The organism is Rothia sp. HC945, from assembly GCF_051370785.1.
Taxonomy (GTDB): Bacteria; Actinomycetota; Actinomycetes; order Actinomycetales; family Micrococcaceae; genus Rothia.
In genome coordinates this window covers 15,326-30,644 of sequence record NZ_JBFCSN010000002.1, presented here as the reverse complement: position 1 = coordinate 30,644, position 15,319 = coordinate 15,326, and the positions used below count along the sequence as shown (strand labels likewise).

At 64.3% G+C, this 15,319-nt stretch carries 18 protein-coding genes; 16 read left to right on the top strand and 2 right to left on the bottom strand.

Features of this window, described 5'->3' with window-relative positions; genetic code table 11:
* Positions 1 to 42 precede the first annotated feature (42 nt).
* Positions 43 to 783: a transcriptional repressor LexA gene (gene lexA, locus AB0Y14_RS08730; RefSeq protein ID WP_436588881.1), complete on the bottom strand. Its 741-nt coding sequence runs from the start codon at positions 781 to 783 to the stop codon at positions 43 to 45.
* Positions 784 to 1,109: 326 nt separating this feature from the next.
* Between lexA and AB0Y14_RS08725 the strand changes: the two genes are divergently transcribed.
* The 7 genes from AB0Y14_RS08725 to AB0Y14_RS08695 are packed head-to-tail and all read left to right on the top strand — an operon-like array spanning position 1,110 to position 5,867.
* Positions 1,110 to 1,499 (top strand): LysM peptidoglycan-binding domain-containing protein, encoded by a 390-nt coding sequence (locus tag AB0Y14_RS08725; protein WP_436588880.1) that lies wholly within the window; start codon positions 1,110 to 1,112, stop codon positions 1,497 to 1,499.
* A gap of 26 nt (positions 1,500 to 1,525) precedes the next feature.
* Positions 1,526 to 2,653, top strand: coding sequence for a histidinol-phosphate transaminase (locus tag AB0Y14_RS08720; protein ID WP_436588879.1), 1,128 nt, complete (start codon positions 1,526 to 1,528; stop codon positions 2,651 to 2,653).
* Positions 2,654 to 2,710: 57 nt separating this feature from the next.
* Positions 2,711 to 3,325, top strand: coding sequence for an imidazoleglycerol-phosphate dehydratase HisB (gene hisB, locus AB0Y14_RS08715; RefSeq protein ID WP_436588878.1), 615 nt, complete (start codon positions 2,711 to 2,713; stop codon positions 3,323 to 3,325).
* On the top strand, positions 3,326 to 4,087 hold the full coding sequence (gene hisH, locus AB0Y14_RS08710; RefSeq protein WP_436588877.1) for an imidazole glycerol phosphate synthase subunit HisH: 762 nt from the start codon (positions 3,326 to 3,328) through the stop codon (positions 4,085 to 4,087).
* Positions 4,084 to 4,251: a hypothetical protein gene (locus AB0Y14_RS08705; RefSeq protein WP_436588876.1), complete on the top strand. Its 168-nt coding sequence runs from the start codon at positions 4,084 to 4,086 to the stop codon at positions 4,249 to 4,251. The genes hisH and AB0Y14_RS08705 overlap by 4 nt, the downstream gene beginning before the upstream one ends.
* Before the next feature lie 15 nt (positions 4,252 to 4,266).
* The gene (gene priA / locus AB0Y14_RS08700; protein WP_436588875.1) at positions 4,267 to 5,013 is read left to right on the top strand and encodes a bifunctional 1-(5-phosphoribosyl)-5-((5-phosphoribosylamino)methylideneamino)imidazole-4-carboxamide isomerase/phosphoribosylanthranilate isomerase PriA; all 747 of its coding nucleotides are present in this window, start codon (positions 4,267 to 4,269) and stop codon (positions 5,011 to 5,013) included.
* On the top strand, positions 5,010 to 5,867 hold the full coding sequence (locus tag AB0Y14_RS08695) for an SseB family protein (RefSeq protein WP_436588874.1): 858 nt from the start codon (positions 5,010 to 5,012) through the stop codon (positions 5,865 to 5,867). Before priA ends, AB0Y14_RS08695 begins: the two co-directional genes overlap by 4 nt.
* Positions 5,868 to 6,005: 138 nt before the next feature.
* Here AB0Y14_RS08695 and AB0Y14_RS08690 read toward each other — a convergent pair whose 3' ends face one another.
* Positions 6,006 to 6,323: a DUF1844 domain-containing protein gene (locus tag AB0Y14_RS08690; protein WP_436589115.1), complete on the bottom strand. Its 318-nt coding sequence runs from the start codon at positions 6,321 to 6,323 to the stop codon at positions 6,006 to 6,008.
* A 445-nt stretch (positions 6,324 to 6,768) separates the two neighbouring features.
* On the opposite strand from AB0Y14_RS08690, the gene infC reads away from it, so the two are divergent.
* From infC to AB0Y14_RS08645, 9 genes are all read left to right on the top strand, one after another.
* Positions 6,769 to 7,482, top strand: a complete 714-nt coding sequence (gene infC / locus AB0Y14_RS08685) for a translation initiation factor IF-3 (protein ID WP_436589114.1) — start codon at positions 6,769 to 6,771, stop codon at positions 7,480 to 7,482.
* Between the two features lie 147 nt (positions 7,483 to 7,629).
* A complete protein-coding gene (rpmI, locus tag AB0Y14_RS08680) occupies positions 7,630 to 7,824 on the top strand; it encodes a 50S ribosomal protein L35 (RefSeq protein WP_129315456.1) in 195 nt (64 codons plus the stop codon).
* Positions 7,825 to 7,909: 85 nt separating this feature from the next.
* On the top strand, positions 7,910 to 8,290 hold the full coding sequence (gene rplT / locus AB0Y14_RS08675) for a 50S ribosomal protein L20 (RefSeq protein WP_436588873.1): 381 nt from the start codon (positions 7,910 to 7,912) through the stop codon (positions 8,288 to 8,290).
* A gap of 143 nt (positions 8,291 to 8,433) precedes the next feature.
* A complete protein-coding gene (locus AB0Y14_RS08670) occupies positions 8,434 to 9,369 on the top strand; it encodes a TrmH family RNA methyltransferase (RefSeq protein ID WP_436588872.1) in 936 nt (311 codons plus the stop codon).
* A gap of 57 nt (positions 9,370 to 9,426) precedes the next feature.
* Positions 9,427 to 10,389: a cation diffusion facilitator family transporter gene (locus AB0Y14_RS08665; protein ID WP_436588871.1), complete on the top strand. Its 963-nt coding sequence runs from the start codon at positions 9,427 to 9,429 to the stop codon at positions 10,387 to 10,389.
* Entirely contained in the window at positions 10,386 to 10,820 is a 435-nt protein-coding gene (locus AB0Y14_RS08660) for a (deoxy)nucleoside triphosphate pyrophosphohydrolase (RefSeq protein WP_436588870.1), read from the top strand. Before AB0Y14_RS08665 ends, AB0Y14_RS08660 begins: the two co-directional genes overlap by 4 nt.
* A gap of 120 nt (positions 10,821 to 10,940) precedes the next feature.
* A complete protein-coding gene (gene pheS, locus AB0Y14_RS08655; RefSeq protein ID WP_436588869.1) occupies positions 10,941 to 12,071 on the top strand; it encodes a phenylalanine--tRNA ligase subunit alpha in 1,131 nt (376 codons plus the stop codon).
* Between the two features lie 3 nt (positions 12,072 to 12,074).
* Positions 12,075 to 14,627 carry a phenylalanine--tRNA ligase subunit beta gene (pheT, locus tag AB0Y14_RS08650; protein ID WP_436588868.1) on the top strand — a complete coding sequence of 851 codons (2,553 nt, stop codon included), beginning with the start codon at positions 12,075 to 12,077 and terminating at the stop codon, positions 14,625 to 14,627.
* A gap of 64 nt (positions 14,628 to 14,691) precedes the next feature.
* A complete protein-coding gene (locus AB0Y14_RS08645; RefSeq protein ID WP_436588867.1) occupies positions 14,692 to 15,309 on the top strand; it encodes a hypothetical protein in 618 nt (205 codons plus the stop codon).
* Positions 15,310 to 15,319 lie beyond the last annotated feature (10 nt).

Below are 15,319 nucleotides of genomic sequence, written 5' to 3'. Positions count from 1 at the left end.
GGCCCCGCGCCCGGGACCGAGTGAAGCTGGCCGGGGCCGGACTCACATCGAGCGCAGGACCGAAACGACCTTGCCCATGATCGTCGCGTGGTCTCCGAGAATCGGCTCGTACTGTCGGTTCTGAGGCAGCAGCCAGGTGTGCCCGTCCCGTTGCCGGAAGGTCTTGACCGTGGCCTCGTCGTCCAACAGCGCCGCGACGATGTCGCCGTTCTCCGCGTCGCTCTGCTGACGGACCACAACCCAGTCGCCGTCGCAGATCGCGGCCTCGACCATCGAGTCTCCTCGGACCTCGAGCATGAAGAGCTGGCCCTGGCCGACCAATTGACGGGGGAGGGCGACGACGTCGTCCACGTGCTGCTCAGCTGTGATGGGAACACCCGCGGCGATTCGGCCGACCAGCGGCACCTGGGCGGTTGCCCCATCCGGTTGGCTCTCCGGGAAGAGCGGCACGACCTTGTCGTTCGATTTTTCTCTTGATGGTTCCGCCACGGCCGGTTCCTGGGCCGTGGCGGCCGGGAACCGAGGACCCTCTTCACCCACGGGTGTTTCGCAAAGCACCTCGATGGCTCGCGGTCGTTTCGGATCGCGACGGATGAAGCCAAGGGCTTCCAACCGCGAGAGCTGATGGGTCACGCTCGACAGGCTGGACAGCCCGACCAGGTCGCCGATCTCTCGCATGGACGGCGGATAGCCGTGCGTCTCGACGGACGATGCAATCGCTTCGAGAATTCTGCGCTGTCGCGGGGTGAGCGGCTTGGCCTGGTGAGGAAGCTGGGTGGCCACCGGTTCGTCCTTCCCTGGAGGTGCTTAAGTTGTCAGTCGCCCCGTGTGTACTGGAACTACGGCCCAGGCGACCACGATCATCGTGCCGTCGCCCGTTCGGATGCGGTTGCTGAAAGTCGCACCGAAGGAGTCCTCCCCAGAGGGAATGCGATCCGGCCGGTACAACCGATTTGCGTTACCCCTCAGGCTAGGCCAGAGGAAGTGGCAAATCAAACAAGTGTTCTATTTTTCTCGACAGTGTTCGAAGACTTTGGTAGAACAGACGTACGAACTCGAACATCTGTTCGAACTCTCATCACTCACGCCGAATACGAAGGGATCTTCGCATGAGCACGTTTACTCAGACCAAGGGCCGTGACGCGGAATGGATCCGTCACGTAGGAGCCGCTCGTGCCCGAACCTCACACATGTCGCTGACTCGACGAGGCCGTTTCGTGTTCTTCGGGTTGCCGGTCCTGTCCGCCGTCGTTGTCCTCGCGGTGGCTCTCATGATGTTCCTCGTGCCGGGCACCGCGCAGGCGGGTACGGAGAATGCCGCCTCGACCACGCAATCCGTCGTCGTCGGCAGCGGGGACACCCTGTGGGACATCGCTCGGGACGTGGATTCCAGCGCGGATGTTCGAGTGACCATGGACAAGATCAACGATCTGAACGATCTGGGCAGCGGACAGGTTACCCCCGGACAGCGTCTTATTGTCCCGATAATTTCGGAGTAAGGTTCGGCGGTCCTTAGCATGGTGGGGTGACTGACTCATTGGACGCGTTGAACAACCTGCCCCTCCGGGACGACCTTCGAGGTCGGTCCCCTTACGGCGCCCCCATGCTCGAGGTGCCGTACGCGTTGAACGTCAACGAGAACACGCATCCTATGCCGGCCGAGGTTGTGGAGGCGGTGACCGAAGGAGTGCGAGAAGCGGCTCGTTCGCTCAATCGTTACCCGGACCGTGATTTCACGGAGCTCCGTTCCGAGCTGGCCGCTTTTGTGGGACACGGCCTCGACCAGAACAACCTGTGGGCGGCCAATGGGTCGAACGAAATTCTCCAGCAGATCCTGCAAGTTTTCGGCGGTCCGGGTCGCCGGCTCTTGAGTTTCGTCCCAACGTATTCGATGTATCCGCTCTTGGCTTCGGGGACCAATACGGAATTTGTGGCGGGGGACAGGGCCGAGGATTTCTCGCTGTCGCCCGAATCCGCGGCCCGTCAAGTTGCCGACCAAAAGCCTGCCATCACCGTCCTCTGCTCCCCCAACAATCCGACCGGCACGGCTCTCGACCCCGAGGTCGTCGAGGCCGTGTACGACGCCGCGACATCCTTCGATGGCATCGTCGTGGTCGATGAAGCCTACGCCGAGTTCGCCAGGGACCCTGATCGGACGGCGCTCAGGTTGTTGCCGGGGCGCGAACGACTCATCGTCACCCGAACCATGAGCAAGGCGTTCGCTCTGGCAGGCGCCAGGATCGGCTACTTTACGGCGGCTCCCGCCGTGGTGGATGCGATCAAGCTGGTCAGGCTCCCGTACCACTTGTCCGCTGTCACGCAGGCCACGGCCTTGGCTGCTCTGCGTCACCGCGGGCAGCTTCTGTCCAACGTGGAGGACATCAAGAAACAGAGGGACCGCATCGTCGAGCACTTGCGGGACCTGGGCCTGAGCCCCGCCTCCTCGGATTCGAATTTCGTCTTCTTCGGCGGGGTGGGGGACAGCCACGGGCTGTGGCAGGACCTGCTGGAAGACGGCGTCCTGATTCGTGACGTCGGAATTCCGGGGCATCTGCGCGTCACGGCGGGGACCGAGGAAGAAACCACCGCTTTTCTCGATAGTCTGGACAGGCACATCGAGCGGCGGCGGGACCTGGACTCCGCCGACGCCTGAGACTTTCGGAACCGATCCAGACAGTGAGGGCCGAGCCCTCTCGACCGCAGGAGAGTCATGACGACCCCATCACCGGCCCGCACAGCCAGCATGAGCCGCGAAACCAGCGAATCCACGGTTTCCGTCGACATCAACCTGGATGGAACCGGACGGTCCCGTATCGAGACGACCGTGCCGTTCTACGATCACATGCTCACAGCGCTGTCCAAGCATTCCCTGATCGATCTGGACATCCGATGCTCGGGAGATACCCACGTGGACGTGCACCATACCGTGGAGGATACGGCCATCGTCCTGGGTGAGGCATTGAAGGAAGCTCTGGGGGACAAACGTGGAATCCGTCGGTTCGGTCAGTCCGCGGTGCCTCTCGACGAGGCGCTGGCCCGAGCGGTCGTGGATATTTCCGGTCGCCCCTTTCTCGTCCACACAGGGGAGCCGGAAGGTTTTGAGTTTCACCTGATTGGTGGGCACTTCACCGGTTCTATGGTGCGCCACGTCCTGGAAGCCTTGTCCTTCCACGCAGGGATCTGCTTGCACATGGACGTCGTCTCCGGCAGGGATCCCCACCACATTGCGGAAGCAGAGTTCAAAGCGTTGGCCCGAGCGTTGCGCGAGGCCGTGGAGTCGGATCCGCGAGTAGAGGGTATCCCTTCCACCAAGGGAGCCCTGTAGATGATGTCCGAACCCGCGAAGGATTCGTTCGAGCAGTCCGACAGCTCGCGTCCGACCGTGACCGTTCTCGACTACGGGGCCGGTAACGTCCGTTCTGCGGTTCGGGCGTTGGAAGCCGCGGGCGCCGACGTCGTCCTGTCTCGCTCGGAGTCCGACGTGCTCGGGGCGGACGGGCTCGTGGTTCCCGGGGTCGGCGCCTTCTCGGCAGTCATGAGCTCCCTCAGAGCGGCGGGCGCTCCCAGAATGATCGGGCGCCGAATCGCCGGCGGGCGTCCCGTCCTCGGCATCTGCGTGGGTCTCCAGGTCTTCTTCGACCATGGGTCCGAGCATGGGCAGGAGACCGACGGTTTGGGGGAGTGGCCCGGCCGTGTGGAGCGACTGCGGTCTGACGTCGTGCCCCACATGGGATGGAACTCGGTCCAACCACCGGAGGGCAGCACTCTGTTCCGCGGTGTGGAGGACGAAAGGTTCTATTTCGTGCATTCCTACGGAGTGCAGGAATGGGAGTTCGACCAGACCATCGAAGTCATGAAGCCGCCGCAGGTCACCTGGTCCGATCATGGAGGGCCGTTCATCGCGGCCGTGGAGAACGGGCCGTTGTCTGCAACGCAATTCCATCCAGAAAAGTCCTCGACGGCGGGCCTCCAGCTGTTGCGGAACTGGCTGGGCACTCTTCCGCGCGCCGGGCGTCTAGAAACCGCCGGCGCGAAGGTGGACCTCGAACATCAGGATATCGACCCGAGAGGACGTGACCCGCGGTGAGCCCCATAGTCTCAGGACTGCTGCTCATGACCTTCGGTGCCTTCCTCGCCGGAGGCGCCATTTCCTTCCGCAAGCAGAAGATCACCGTCATCGCCCAGATCGTCCTCTGGGTGCTCGCGGTCGCCTTCTTCGCCTATGGCTTTTACGTGACAACTCTGGACTAGAGGGGACCACATCGCATGACAACCAACGAAAAACTCGAGCTTCTGCCTGCTGTGGACGTAGCCGACGGTCAAGCCGTGCGGCTCGTGCAGGGCGAGGCCGGATCGGAAACGGGCTACGGTGACCCGGTCGAGGCCGCCCTGGCCTGGCAGGAGGCCGGGGCCGAGTGGCTCCACCTGGTCGATTTGGACGCCGCCTTCGGACGAGGCAACAACGCTGACGTGCTTCGCCGTGTGTCCCAGTCGCTGGATCTCAGGATCGAGATGTCCGGCGGGATTCGCGACGACGAGTCACTCGAACGAGCTCTGGACCTCAAACCTGCGCGCATCAACCTCGGAACGGCCGCGCTGGAAAACCCCGAGTGGACCAAGCGCGTGATCGCCGAACACGGTGACGTCATCGCCGTGGGCCTCGACGTGCGGGGCACCACGTTGGCGGCACGCGGGTGGACGCAGGAGGGCGGTGACCTCTGGGAGGTTCTCGATCGGCTCAACGACGACGGGTGCGCCCGCTACGTGGTCACGGACGTGACGAAGGATGGGACGTTGAAAGGTCCCAACACCGAACTTCTCGCCGAGGTGGCCCGTCGCACCGACAAGCCGGTGGTTGCCTCCGGCGGCATCTCGTCCCTGCAGGACATCGAGTCCTTGCGCGCCATGGTGCCCCACGGTGTCGAGGGCGCCATCGTGGGCAAGGCCCTCTATGCTGGAAAGTTCACACTTGCCGAGGCCCTCGACGTCGCCGGGCGTCCGGAGCGCCCATGACCGGCAAGAAGGAGCTGCCCGCCCACATTCGTGCCCAGCTCGCGAGTGCAGGGCGGTCGACGGACACCGGGGGACAACCCTGGGAGGGGCGAAATCTGGGGGAAGGGACATCCCACACCCACGCGTATCCCTCCGATGACGGGCTGACGCCCACGGAGCTCGAGGCGGCTCTCGGCCGTTTCGCGCGCGGGGAAGCCCCGGAAGAGGTCGTCGTCGACGCCCTCGCGAACGTTCGGTTGTTTGCACCCGTGGTCGCCGAGCTGTCCCAATCCCACGTCACCGAGGAAGGGCTCGTCTCCGACAAGGAGTCGGACATGGCGCTGGTCAGCATCCAAGCACCGGACGGACGCAAGGCCCTGCCCGTGTTCTCCAATGTGGAGGACCTGGCTTCCTGGCATGATCAGGCCCGTCCCGTAGCCGCGGACTCGAGAAAAATGGCACTCTCGGCCGTCGAGGACGAGAACCAGCTGCTCGTGCTGAACCCTGGATCGACGCTGACTTTCGTGGTTCGCAGGCCGGCGCTGTGGGCCATCGCCAAAGGCACCAGGTGGCGTCCCGCTTATTCCGATCCCGAGGTGCTCGAGGCGTTGCAAGAATGCGGGGAGCCGGACCCGTCCGTTCTGTCGGTCAACATGGCTCCGGGGCGAGGAGTGGGATGCCGCGATGCCGAAGGGCGCCTCCTTCCGGGCGGAGGGCCGGGGCCGGAGCTGAGCGTTGAACTCACGATTCGTCCCGGGCTGGATCAGCGGGAACTCGACACGTCGGTCGAAGAATTCCAGAAGCGCTTCTCGGCTCATCAGACCCTTGCGGATCGGGTCGATTCGGCTGACATTCGTCTGCGCGCCGGATCCTGAGCGCCGCACAGGACCGACGACCCAAACCATAGCGGGCGCCGCCGCACCGGTGAGCGCGGCCCCGGCGGCCGGGCTCGATCACGCGACCCGGCCAAGCCCCGACCGACGCGGCTCGACCGGTGCCCTGGCCGGCGTCGCTCAGAAGACGGGGCCGGTGAACTTTTCTCCGGGGCCCTGGCCGGGCGCGTCCGGGGAGATGGACGCCTCGCGGAAAGCCAGCTGCAAGGAGCGGAGGCCATCGCGCAGGGGACCGGCATGCTGGGAGCCGATTTCGGGGGCCGCCGCCGTGACCAGCCCGGCCAACGCCGTGATGAGTTTCCGAGCCTCGTCGAGATCCTTGACGTCTTCCGCGTCTTCTTCGGCAGCCAAACCGCATTTCACGGCCGCGGCACTCATCATGTGCACCGCGGAGGTGGTGATGACCTCGACGGCCGCGACGTCGGCGATATCGCGCATTTGCTGCCCGATGGCTTCGACCTCCTCGGGCGTCGGCTCTGAGGCCGAAGGGTTCTGCGCTGCCGCGACGGACTCGTCGAATCGGAAGGTCTCCCGCGGGTTCGTATCGCGGCCGGAGTCCTGGGAAGAAGAATTGTTGGTCATGAGTCCAGCTTCCCACAAGGCAACGGCGATCGGGCTTCCCGCGACGAGGTTTGTCATGAACACCACTGGGAGCGGGCGTGCCGATGGTGTATAGTGGTCACCAGTTTCAAGCGGAGCTACGCTCCCACCCGCGCCAATCCCTCGGATTGCCGGGTTGCGTCACGATGACGTGGACTCATCCCATGGGTGAGGGCTGTTCGTATCGTGGTCAAGCCTCCGTTTGAAAGCAACGGAGGCTTTTTTGTTGCCGTTGCAGTTATCAACAACCTATGGGGAAACCCGCTGACTACAGGAGTGCCACATTAGCGATCCACGTATCAATGACCGTATCCGCGTCCCGGAAGTCCGCCTGGTAGGCCCAAGCGGCGAACAGGTTGGGATTGTCCGCGTAGAAGACGCCCTGCGTCTGGCGCGCGAATCGGATCTTGATCTGGTCGAGGTAGCACCGTCCGCCAAGCCGCCGGTATGCAAGCTCATGGACTTCGGCAAGTACAAGTACGAGGCCGCGGTCAAGGCTCGCGAATCCCGGCGGAACCAGACGAACACGGTGCTCAAGGAAATCCGTTTCCGGCTGAAGATCGATGACCACGACTACGAGACCAAGGTAGGACACGCCAAACGTTTCCTCTCCGCCGGTGACAAGGTCAAGGCCATGATCCAGTTCCGCGGCCGCGAGCAGCAGCGTCCCGAGATGGGGGTCCGTCTCCTCGAACGCATGGCGGATGACCTGGCAGAGGTGGGGGCCGTCGAGTCCAACCCCCGTCAGGACGGCCGCAATATGGTCATGGTCCTCGGTCCCTTGCGCAACAAGGCCGAAAGCCGTGCGCAGGCGCGCCGTGAACAGAAGAACCAGCAGGGTGGTGGCCGGAAGTCGCGCGAGCGAGTGGACACCAAGTCTGCCGAGCCGGTCACCAACAGCATGGCCGACGCCATGCCTTCCGAGCTCAAAGAGCAAGCCAAGGGACAGGAGAGCGGCACTTCGGCCGAGCCGAAGACCGATTCCTCCGCCGAATGATCAGGTGTCAACCGGTCGGTCGCACGGACCGGGCCAGGTTGCCCACGGCTGGATCCCCGTCAGCAGCGGCCTGAACGGTCGTTGCAAGTCCGACCCCGCGCGCTCCCTGTGAGCGTGTTGGGAGAAAACGTAAGGAGAACGGCTGATATGCCGAAGCAGAAGACTCACTCGGGTGCCAAGAAGCGTTTCAAGCTGACCGGCACGGGCAAGGTGAAGCGCCAGCAGGCGAACCGCCGCCACTACTTGGAGCACAAGTCCTCCCGTCTGACCCGTCGCCTCGCGAGCGACCAGATCGTCACGGGCGGTCAGTCCAAGGTCATCAAGAAGATGCTGACCAAGTAGTCACTCGTTCCGATCGGCTGAGGCCGTTCCGCCAACATTTTTGGACCGCCCGGGTGCGGTTCGCAGAACAGATAGGAGTGCACAAGTGGCACGTGTGAAGAGGGCGGTCAACGCCCACAAGAAGCGTCGTACGACCCTGGACCGCGCGGCCGGCTACCGCGGTCAGCGCTCGCGGCTCTACCGCAAGGCCAAGGAGCAGGTCACCCACTCGTTCGTATACAACTACGATCACCGCCGCAAGAGGAAGGGCGACTTCCGCCGGCTCTGGATCCAGCGCATCAACGCCGCTGCTCGCGCCGAGGGTCTGACCTACAACCGTTTCATCCAGGGCCTCAAGGCCGCTGAGGTCGAGGTCGATCGCCGCATGCTCTCCGAGCTGGCGGTCAACGAGCCGACCGCGTTCAAGGCACTCGTCGACATCGCCAAGAACAACCTCCCCGAGGACACCTCCGCCAAGGCCGCCTAGAGCCTGACGCCTCAACTCGAGGAAAAGACGCCGCCGCACCCACCTGGTCGTTCATCGACCCGGTGACGGTCCGGCGGCGTCTTTCGTCCGCGCACTTCCGTCACCGCGACGGGCGGAGCACCCGCGTCGGGTAGCCTGACACGGTGGATACTTTCGAATTGCTCTCACGGGAACGAACGCTGATCAACCCGCGGGCCGACCGCGTCAAGGACGTCGCAGCACTCGCGCGTTCCAGGGCTCGAGCCAAGACCGGGCTCTTCGTGGTGGAAGGGCCGCAAGGGGTCCGTGAGGCGCTGGCCGCTCACCGCGACCGGCCGATCCTGGACGCCGTCTACGTCACCGAAGCAGCGCTCGAGCGCCACCCCGATCTGAGCGATGCGATCGCGGCGGCCGCGGGGACCGGGGCGCCGTCGACATCGGGCAAACCGCGGAGGCTCTTCGTGCGCCTGGTATCCGACGAGGTCCTGGCCGCGATGTCGGATGCGCTGACACCCCAGGGTGTGCTGGCCGTTGCTCACGGGCGGGAAGTTCTCGGTTCGGGGCCCTGGGCATCGAACGTCGACCCCGGTCTGGTTTCCGCGATGGTTCGGGTCCAGGACCCAGGAAATGCCGGGACGCTCATTCGTGCATCGGATGCGGTCGGTGCGGACGCGGTCGTCACGACCAAGGGGAGCGTCGAGGTCCTGAATCCGAAGACCATCAGGTCGACCGCGGGATCGGTGTTCCACCTGCCGGTCACGGCCGGCATGGACTTCCACGAACTCGTGGGCCGGGCCCGAGATCGCGGCATGATGATCCTCGCCGCCGACGGACACGGGGACCATGACCTCGACGACCTGGCCGACGCCGCCGCTCAGGCCCGCCTCGGCGGGGAGAAGCAGATCCCCTCAACCGGCATTGATCTGCGTCGACCCACGCTCTGGCTCTTCGGCAACGAAGCCCAGGGGTTGAGCGATGAAGAAAAGCTATTGGCGGACGCTCGCGTCGCCGTTCCCGTCCACGGAAGGGCCGAATCCCTCAACGTGGGCACGGCAGCGACCGTTTGCCTCTATGCCAGCGCCCGAGCCAGGCGGAACTGACGCGGCGCCGGTAGGTGCACTCACCCTGAGAACCAATCATCGACCGGGAGCGAAAGAATGGCCGACAAAGGCGGAAACACAGCGATCTTCGCGGCACTCGGCGCCAACTTGGGCATAGCCGTCCTCAAATTCGGGGCGTACCTGCTGACCAAGTCCTCGTCCATGCTGGCGGAATCGATCCATTCGCTCGCCGACACAGGCAATCAGATCCTTCTCCTGATCGGGGGCAAGGCGTCCAGGAAAAAGGCCGACAAGGAACATCCGTTCGGCCACGGTCAGAACCGATACATCTATGCCTTCCTGGTGTCGATCGTGATGTTCAGTCTCGGCGGGCTCTTCTCTCTCTACGAGGGCTGGGAGAAGTGGCACGAGCCCCACGCGATTGAGTCATGGGCATGGGTCCCTATCGCGGTCCTGGTGGGGTCGATCCTCCTCGAGGGGCGGTCCCTCCTCGTGGCGTCCAAGGAAGCCCGAACGAAGAGGGGGCGCAAAAGCTGGTTGGGCTTTTTCCGCGCCGCCAAGTCGCCCGAATTGCCGGTCGTGATGTTGGAGGATTCCGCCGCCGTGACGGGCCTGTGCCTGGCCCTGGTCGGAGTCGTGATGACGGTGATCACCGGAGACGGGCGTTGGGACGCGGCCGGGTCGGGGGCCATCGGGGTGCTCCTGGTCGTCGTCGCCATTTTCCTGGCCATCGAAATCAAGTCCCTGCTCGTCGGCGAATCGGCTGGCCCGGAGAAGGAGCGGATGATCAGGGAAGCCGTGACTTCGGAAGAAGGAATCGAGTTGATCCACCTCAAGACCATGCACATGGGACCCGAGGAGATCCTGGTTGCGGCCAAGATCGCGGTCGGTGGCAGCGTCGATACCCTGGGTCTCGTCGATGCGATCAACGCTTCGGAGGCGCGTATCAGATCCGAGCTGCCCGAGGCTCGCCTCATTTACATTGAGCCGGACATCTACCGGGAGAATTACGTCCCCCAGGGACCGGAGGGTGACGACGGCGAGGGGAGCGCCCGATGACGGAAAAAACCTATCCGGTCCAGGTGGTCGGGGCCGCGCTCGTCGATGACCTGGACGAGCCGGCTCACCTGCTCGTCGCGTGTCGATCCGCCCCCGAGGCACTGGCCGGGCTCTGGGAGTTCCCGGGCGGCAAGGCGGAGCCGGGGGAAGACGCAGTGACTGCGCTTCGCCGGGAACTGCGCGAGGAACTAGGCGTGGACATCGACCTCGGCGCCGAAATTCCGGGACCGCAGGCTCAGGGTTGGCCGCTCACCGAACGCATGGCCATGAGGGTCTTCTGGGGTTCGGTATCGAAAGGCGTGCCCGAGCCTCTGGAGGACCATAGCGAGCTTCGCTGGATGAACCTGTCTGACGTGGACGGACTCCGGAACTTGGGCTGGATCCCGGCGGACCTGCCGATCGTAGAGGCGCTCGTCCACAGGGTGAGCTGAGGAGCCTCCATATCCTCTAGACTGGTGGTGCTCGAGCGAACATTTCGATCAGCTGCCCTGCGTCGGATCGGCCCCTCGAGCATCCCGCAGTACGAATCAGATCCAAGAGATGAGTTGTTCATGACTGAAACGTCGCCGGACAACGCCGCGCCATGGCCGGGCCCCGACCCGGTGCTCGAAGACATGGCCGGCGTTCTGGACACAGAACCCGAACGGGGCCTGGAGCGAGTTCGCGAAGCATTTTCCGCGGAAGCCGACCAGGCCATTGAGAGCATCGAGAACCGGACTCCGGACTTCGACGCACTCAAGCAGGTTCGGCTCCGGTTCACGGGGGAGAAGTCTGGCGTCGGCGTCGCCAACCGGCAGATGCGCTCGCTGTCGAATCAGCACAAGAAGGAGATCGGCAAGCTCCTCGGTCAGACTCGGGCCAGAATCACCCAGGCGCTGGAGACCCGCAATGAGCAGCTCGAAGCGGAGCATGCGGCGCGGATCCTCGTTGAAGAGGCCGTTGACGTCACGGCAGGTTCGGGACATCGCTCCATCGGCGGACGCCATCCCGTGGCTCTTCTGCAGGAGCAGGCCACGGACATGTTCGTTTCCATGGGATGGGAAGTCGAGGACGGCCCCGAGGTCGAATCGGAGTGGTTCAACTTCGATTCGCTGAATTTCAAGCCGGACCATCCCGCTCGAGAGCTGCAGGACACCTTCTTCGTGGACCCGGCCGAGGCGCATCTCGTGCTTCGCACACACACGTCGCCGGTCCAGATGCGTGCCCTCCACCAGCGTGAGTTGCCTTTGTACATCGTGTGCCCGGGGCGGGTTTACCGCACCGACGAGCTTGACGCGACCCACACCCCGGTGTTCCACCAGATCGAGGGGCTGGCCGTAGACCGGGGGCTGACCATGGCCGATCTGAAGGGGACCCTCGAGCACTTCGCCCGCCAGATGTTCGGCTCCGAGGCAAGGATCAGGCTCCGTCCGAACTACTTCCCGTTCACCGAGCCTTCCGCCGAAATGGACGTGTGGCACCCCAACGCCAAGGGCGGGCCCCAGTGGATCGAGTGGGGCGGTTGCGGCATGGTTCACCCGAATGTTCTGCGGGCCGGGGGAGTCGACCCGGACCAGTATTCCGGTTTCGCCTTCGGCATGGGTGTCGAGAGGACGCTCATGTTCCGCAACGGCGTCCCGGACATGAGGGACATGATCGAAGGCGACGTTCGCTTCAGCGAGCACTTTGGGATGGAGATTTAGTTCATGCGTATTCCCCTGTCATGGTTGCGCGAGTATGCGCCCCTCCCCGAGGGTGCCTCCGCGGAGTACCTGATGGAGACCCTCGTCCGTGTGGGACTCGAGGAAGAAGATGTACACCGGCCGTCGGACGATATTTCCGGACCCGTCGTCGTCGGGCAGGTGCTCACGATGGAACCGGAGGAACACTCCAACGGCAAGACCGTCAACTGGTGCACGGTTCGGGTGGTTCCCGAGGGCGAAGAACAGACACTGACCGGCGAGGGCATCGACCCGTCGGGAATCCAGGGCATCGTCTGCGGTGCGCACAATTTCGCGCCGGGGGACAAGGTCGTGGTCACCCTTCCCGGGGCCGTGCTGCCCGGAAACTTTGCGATTGCGGCCCGCAAAACCTACGGTCACGTATCCGCCGGAATGATTGCGTCGGTTCGCGAATTGGGCATCGGTGATGATCACGACGGGATCCTGGTGCTGTCCACCCTCGGGCTCGACCCTGAGATCGGCTCGGACGCGCTGGCACTGCTGGGTCTCGACGACGAAGCTGCCGAAATCAACGTGACGCCGGACCGTGGATATGCGTTTTCGATCCGCGGCGTTGCCCGCGAGTACTGCCACGCCGTGAACGAGGACTTCGTGGACCCCGCGACCGACCTCGCGCAACGCGCTCCCGCCGCGAACGCGTCGGGCCACCCGGTGAAGATACGCGACGACGCCCCCATTCACGACCATCAGGGCGCCACGCGGTTCGTGGCCAGGACAGTATCCGGAGTTGATCCCGAGGCTCCGACACCTCCGTGGATGTCCTCCCGCCTGAGGCTCGCTGGGATCCGTTCGATCTCACTGCCGGTCGACATTTCCAACTATGTGATGCTCGAGTACGGTCAGCCACTGCATTTCTACGATGCCGATCGACTGACGGGGGCCATTGAGGTTCGACGTGCGCATGCGGGGGAGACCCTGACGACCCTCGATGGGAAAGAACGTTCCCTCGACCCGGAGGACCTGCTCATCACCGACGAGACCGGCCCGATCGGCCTGGCGGGCGTCATGGGGGGAGCCTCGACCGAGGTGACTGCTTCGACCCGCCGCATCCTGGTGGAAGCGGCGCGGTTCGAGGAAGTGTCGATCGCACGGACGCGACGTCGCCACCGGTTGCCTTCCGAAGCATCCAAGCGTTTCGAACGCGGGGTTGACCCTCTCGTTGCGGCCGCCGCGGCCGAGCGCGCGGTCGAGCTGCTCGAAGAACTGGCCGGGGGCAGGGCCGAAGAGGGAGTCACGGACGTCTTCGACCACTACTACCCGCACGAAATCCACTGTGCCGTGGACTACCCGAGCAAACGCATCGGCATGGAGATTGCCGAATCGGACGTCATCACGATTCTGGAGGACATCGGCGCGACCGTGGTCCGCACGGGCGACGTTCTTCAGGTGACGGTGCCTTCATGGCGTCCCGACCTGCTCGAACCCGAGGACCTTGCGGAAGAGGTCGCAAGGCTCTCCGGGTACGAGAAGATCCCGTCCACCCTTCCTGTTCCGCCCAGCGGCCGTGGGCTGACCGTCGAGCAGTCGGTGCGTCGGCGTTGTCTCAATGCCCTGGCGGCCGCGGGACTCACCGAGGTGGCTTCGTATCCATTTGTCAGCGAGGCCGACAACCGTCTCTTCGGCACCCCCGAGGAAAACGAGCCCGTCCCGGCGATCGCATTGGCGAATCCGATCAGCGAGTCCTTCGGATCGTTGCAGACGTCGCTGCTTCCCGGCCTCGTCCAGGTGCTCAAGCGCAACCATTCGCGAGGATTCCGTGACCTGGCCCTGTACGAGTCGGCTCTGGTCTTCCACCCCCGTGAGCATCTGGGAACGCAGAACATTCCTGCGGTCGGGCAGAAGCCCGATCCCGGTGTCCTGGCCGATCTGCACGCGGGCCTGCCGCGCCAGCCCCGCCATATCGCCGCGATCTTGACCGGTCACGATGCCCAGGTCTCGCCAGGAGTCACCCCGCGCGCGTACGACTGGCAGGATGCGCTCGATGTCGCACGCATGGTGGCCGACACGGCGGGGGTACGTCTGGATGTCCGTCAGGGACGTCACCAGGCATTCCATCCCGGCAGAACCGCGGAGCTCTTCGTTGCGGACGGACGGCGTGTCGGCTGGGCCGGCGAATTGCACCCTCAGGTCCTCAAAGACTTGGACCTGCCGACGAGAACGGTTGCTGTCGAGATCGACTTCACCGAGCTGGCCCGTACTGCGGGTGCACCAGTGTCGGCGGAGGCCATCTCCGGGTACCCGGCGGTGACCCAAGATGTCGCCCTGGTGCTCGACGCCGATATCCCCGCGGCCGATGTCCTGAAGACGTTGCGCGAAGGCTCGGGCGAGTTGCTCGAGGATGTGCGCGTCTTCGACGACTACCGTGGATCGGGCATCGAGGAGCACAAGAAATCATTGGCATGCGCCATGCGTTTCCGTGCTCCTGACCGCACACTGACGAACGACGAGGCGAGTGAGATCAGAGAGGCCGCAATCGAGCTTGCTTCGCAACGCCACGGGGCCGTTCTCCGCGGGTAGACTGTTCGGAATCCACCGCACGAGACCGGGCTTCCCCCGCATGATCCGGTAGACGAGGAGAATCGTGTCAGAAGACTTCTTTGGCTTTGACGAGGACGACGAGCACTCGGGGCGCTATCTCCGCCGCCGGTCCAAATGGCGATGGCTGGGGGTTCTCATCGTCATTGTCGCTCTGCTGCTGGCCGGGTTGCTGACCTACGGTGGCGTTCGCGCGCTGCACGCGGCAAAGGAGGACGCTCCGCACGCCGGCCATTCCTGGGTGGTCTCCGGTCAGTTCCTGACCTCGACCAATGATCTGCAGACCAAGACGTTCAACGGTGTCTACCAAGGCAACCTGCCGAAGGACACGAACGTGTCCTATCAGCGGTTCGACGGCGGCGTGAACGACCCGATCGATGTGAAGCCGGGGCAGCAGGTCCAATTCCGTGGAACCCAGACTGGGGCCCAGGATGACGACTTCCCCCAGAACGTCGACGCACTGATGGCGGTGGACGACGGCGTGCTGAAGGTCGTCAAGACGGACGACCCGGGATCACTCAAGCCCGTGACCGACGATTCCGTATCCGCGGAGAAACGCAACGGGTGGCTGATGATCGCCGGTGCGATCCTCGTGTTCCTCGCCGGTGTCGTGGGCGCCGTCTACGCCGGGCGCAGGACCCGCCACGAGGAGATCGAGGCCTAGAAACAGTCGT

Bases quoted from the DNA above. Each gene is read 5' to 3' on its own strand.
- AB0Y14_RS08725 (WP_436588880.1), top strand. From the start codon at position 1,110: ATGAGCACGTTTACTCAGACCAAGGGCCGTGACGCGGAATGGATCCGT.
- hisB (WP_436588878.1), top strand. From the start codon at position 2,711: ATGACGACCCCATCACCGGCCCGCACAGCCAGCATGAGCCGCGAAACC.
- hisH (WP_436588877.1), top strand. From the start codon at position 3,326: ATGATGTCCGAACCCGCGAAGGATTCGTTCGAGCAGTCCGACAGCTCG.
- priA (WP_436588875.1), top strand. From the start codon at position 4,267: ATGACAACCAACGAAAAACTCGAGCTTCTGCCTGCTGTGGACGTAGCC.
- AB0Y14_RS08695 (WP_436588874.1), top strand. From the start codon at position 5,010: ATGACCGGCAAGAAGGAGCTGCCCGCCCACATTCGTGCCCAGCTCGCG.
- AB0Y14_RS08690 (WP_436589115.1), bottom strand. From the start codon at position 6,323: ATGCGCGATATCGCCGACGTCGCGGCCGTCGAGGTCATCACCACCTCC.
- rpmI (WP_129315456.1), top strand. From the start codon at position 7,630: ATGCCGAAGCAGAAGACTCACTCGGGTGCCAAGAAGCGTTTCAAGCTG.
- AB0Y14_RS08665 (WP_436588871.1), top strand. From the start codon at position 9,427: ATGGCCGACAAAGGCGGAAACACAGCGATCTTCGCGGCACTCGGCGCC.
- AB0Y14_RS08660 (WP_436588870.1), top strand. From the start codon at position 10,386: ATGACGGAAAAAACCTATCCGGTCCAGGTGGTCGGGGCCGCGCTCGTC.
- pheS (WP_436588869.1), top strand. From the start codon at position 10,941: ATGACTGAAACGTCGCCGGACAACGCCGCGCCATGGCCGGGCCCCGAC.
- pheT (WP_436588868.1), top strand. From the start codon at position 12,075: ATGCGTATTCCCCTGTCATGGTTGCGCGAGTATGCGCCCCTCCCCGAG.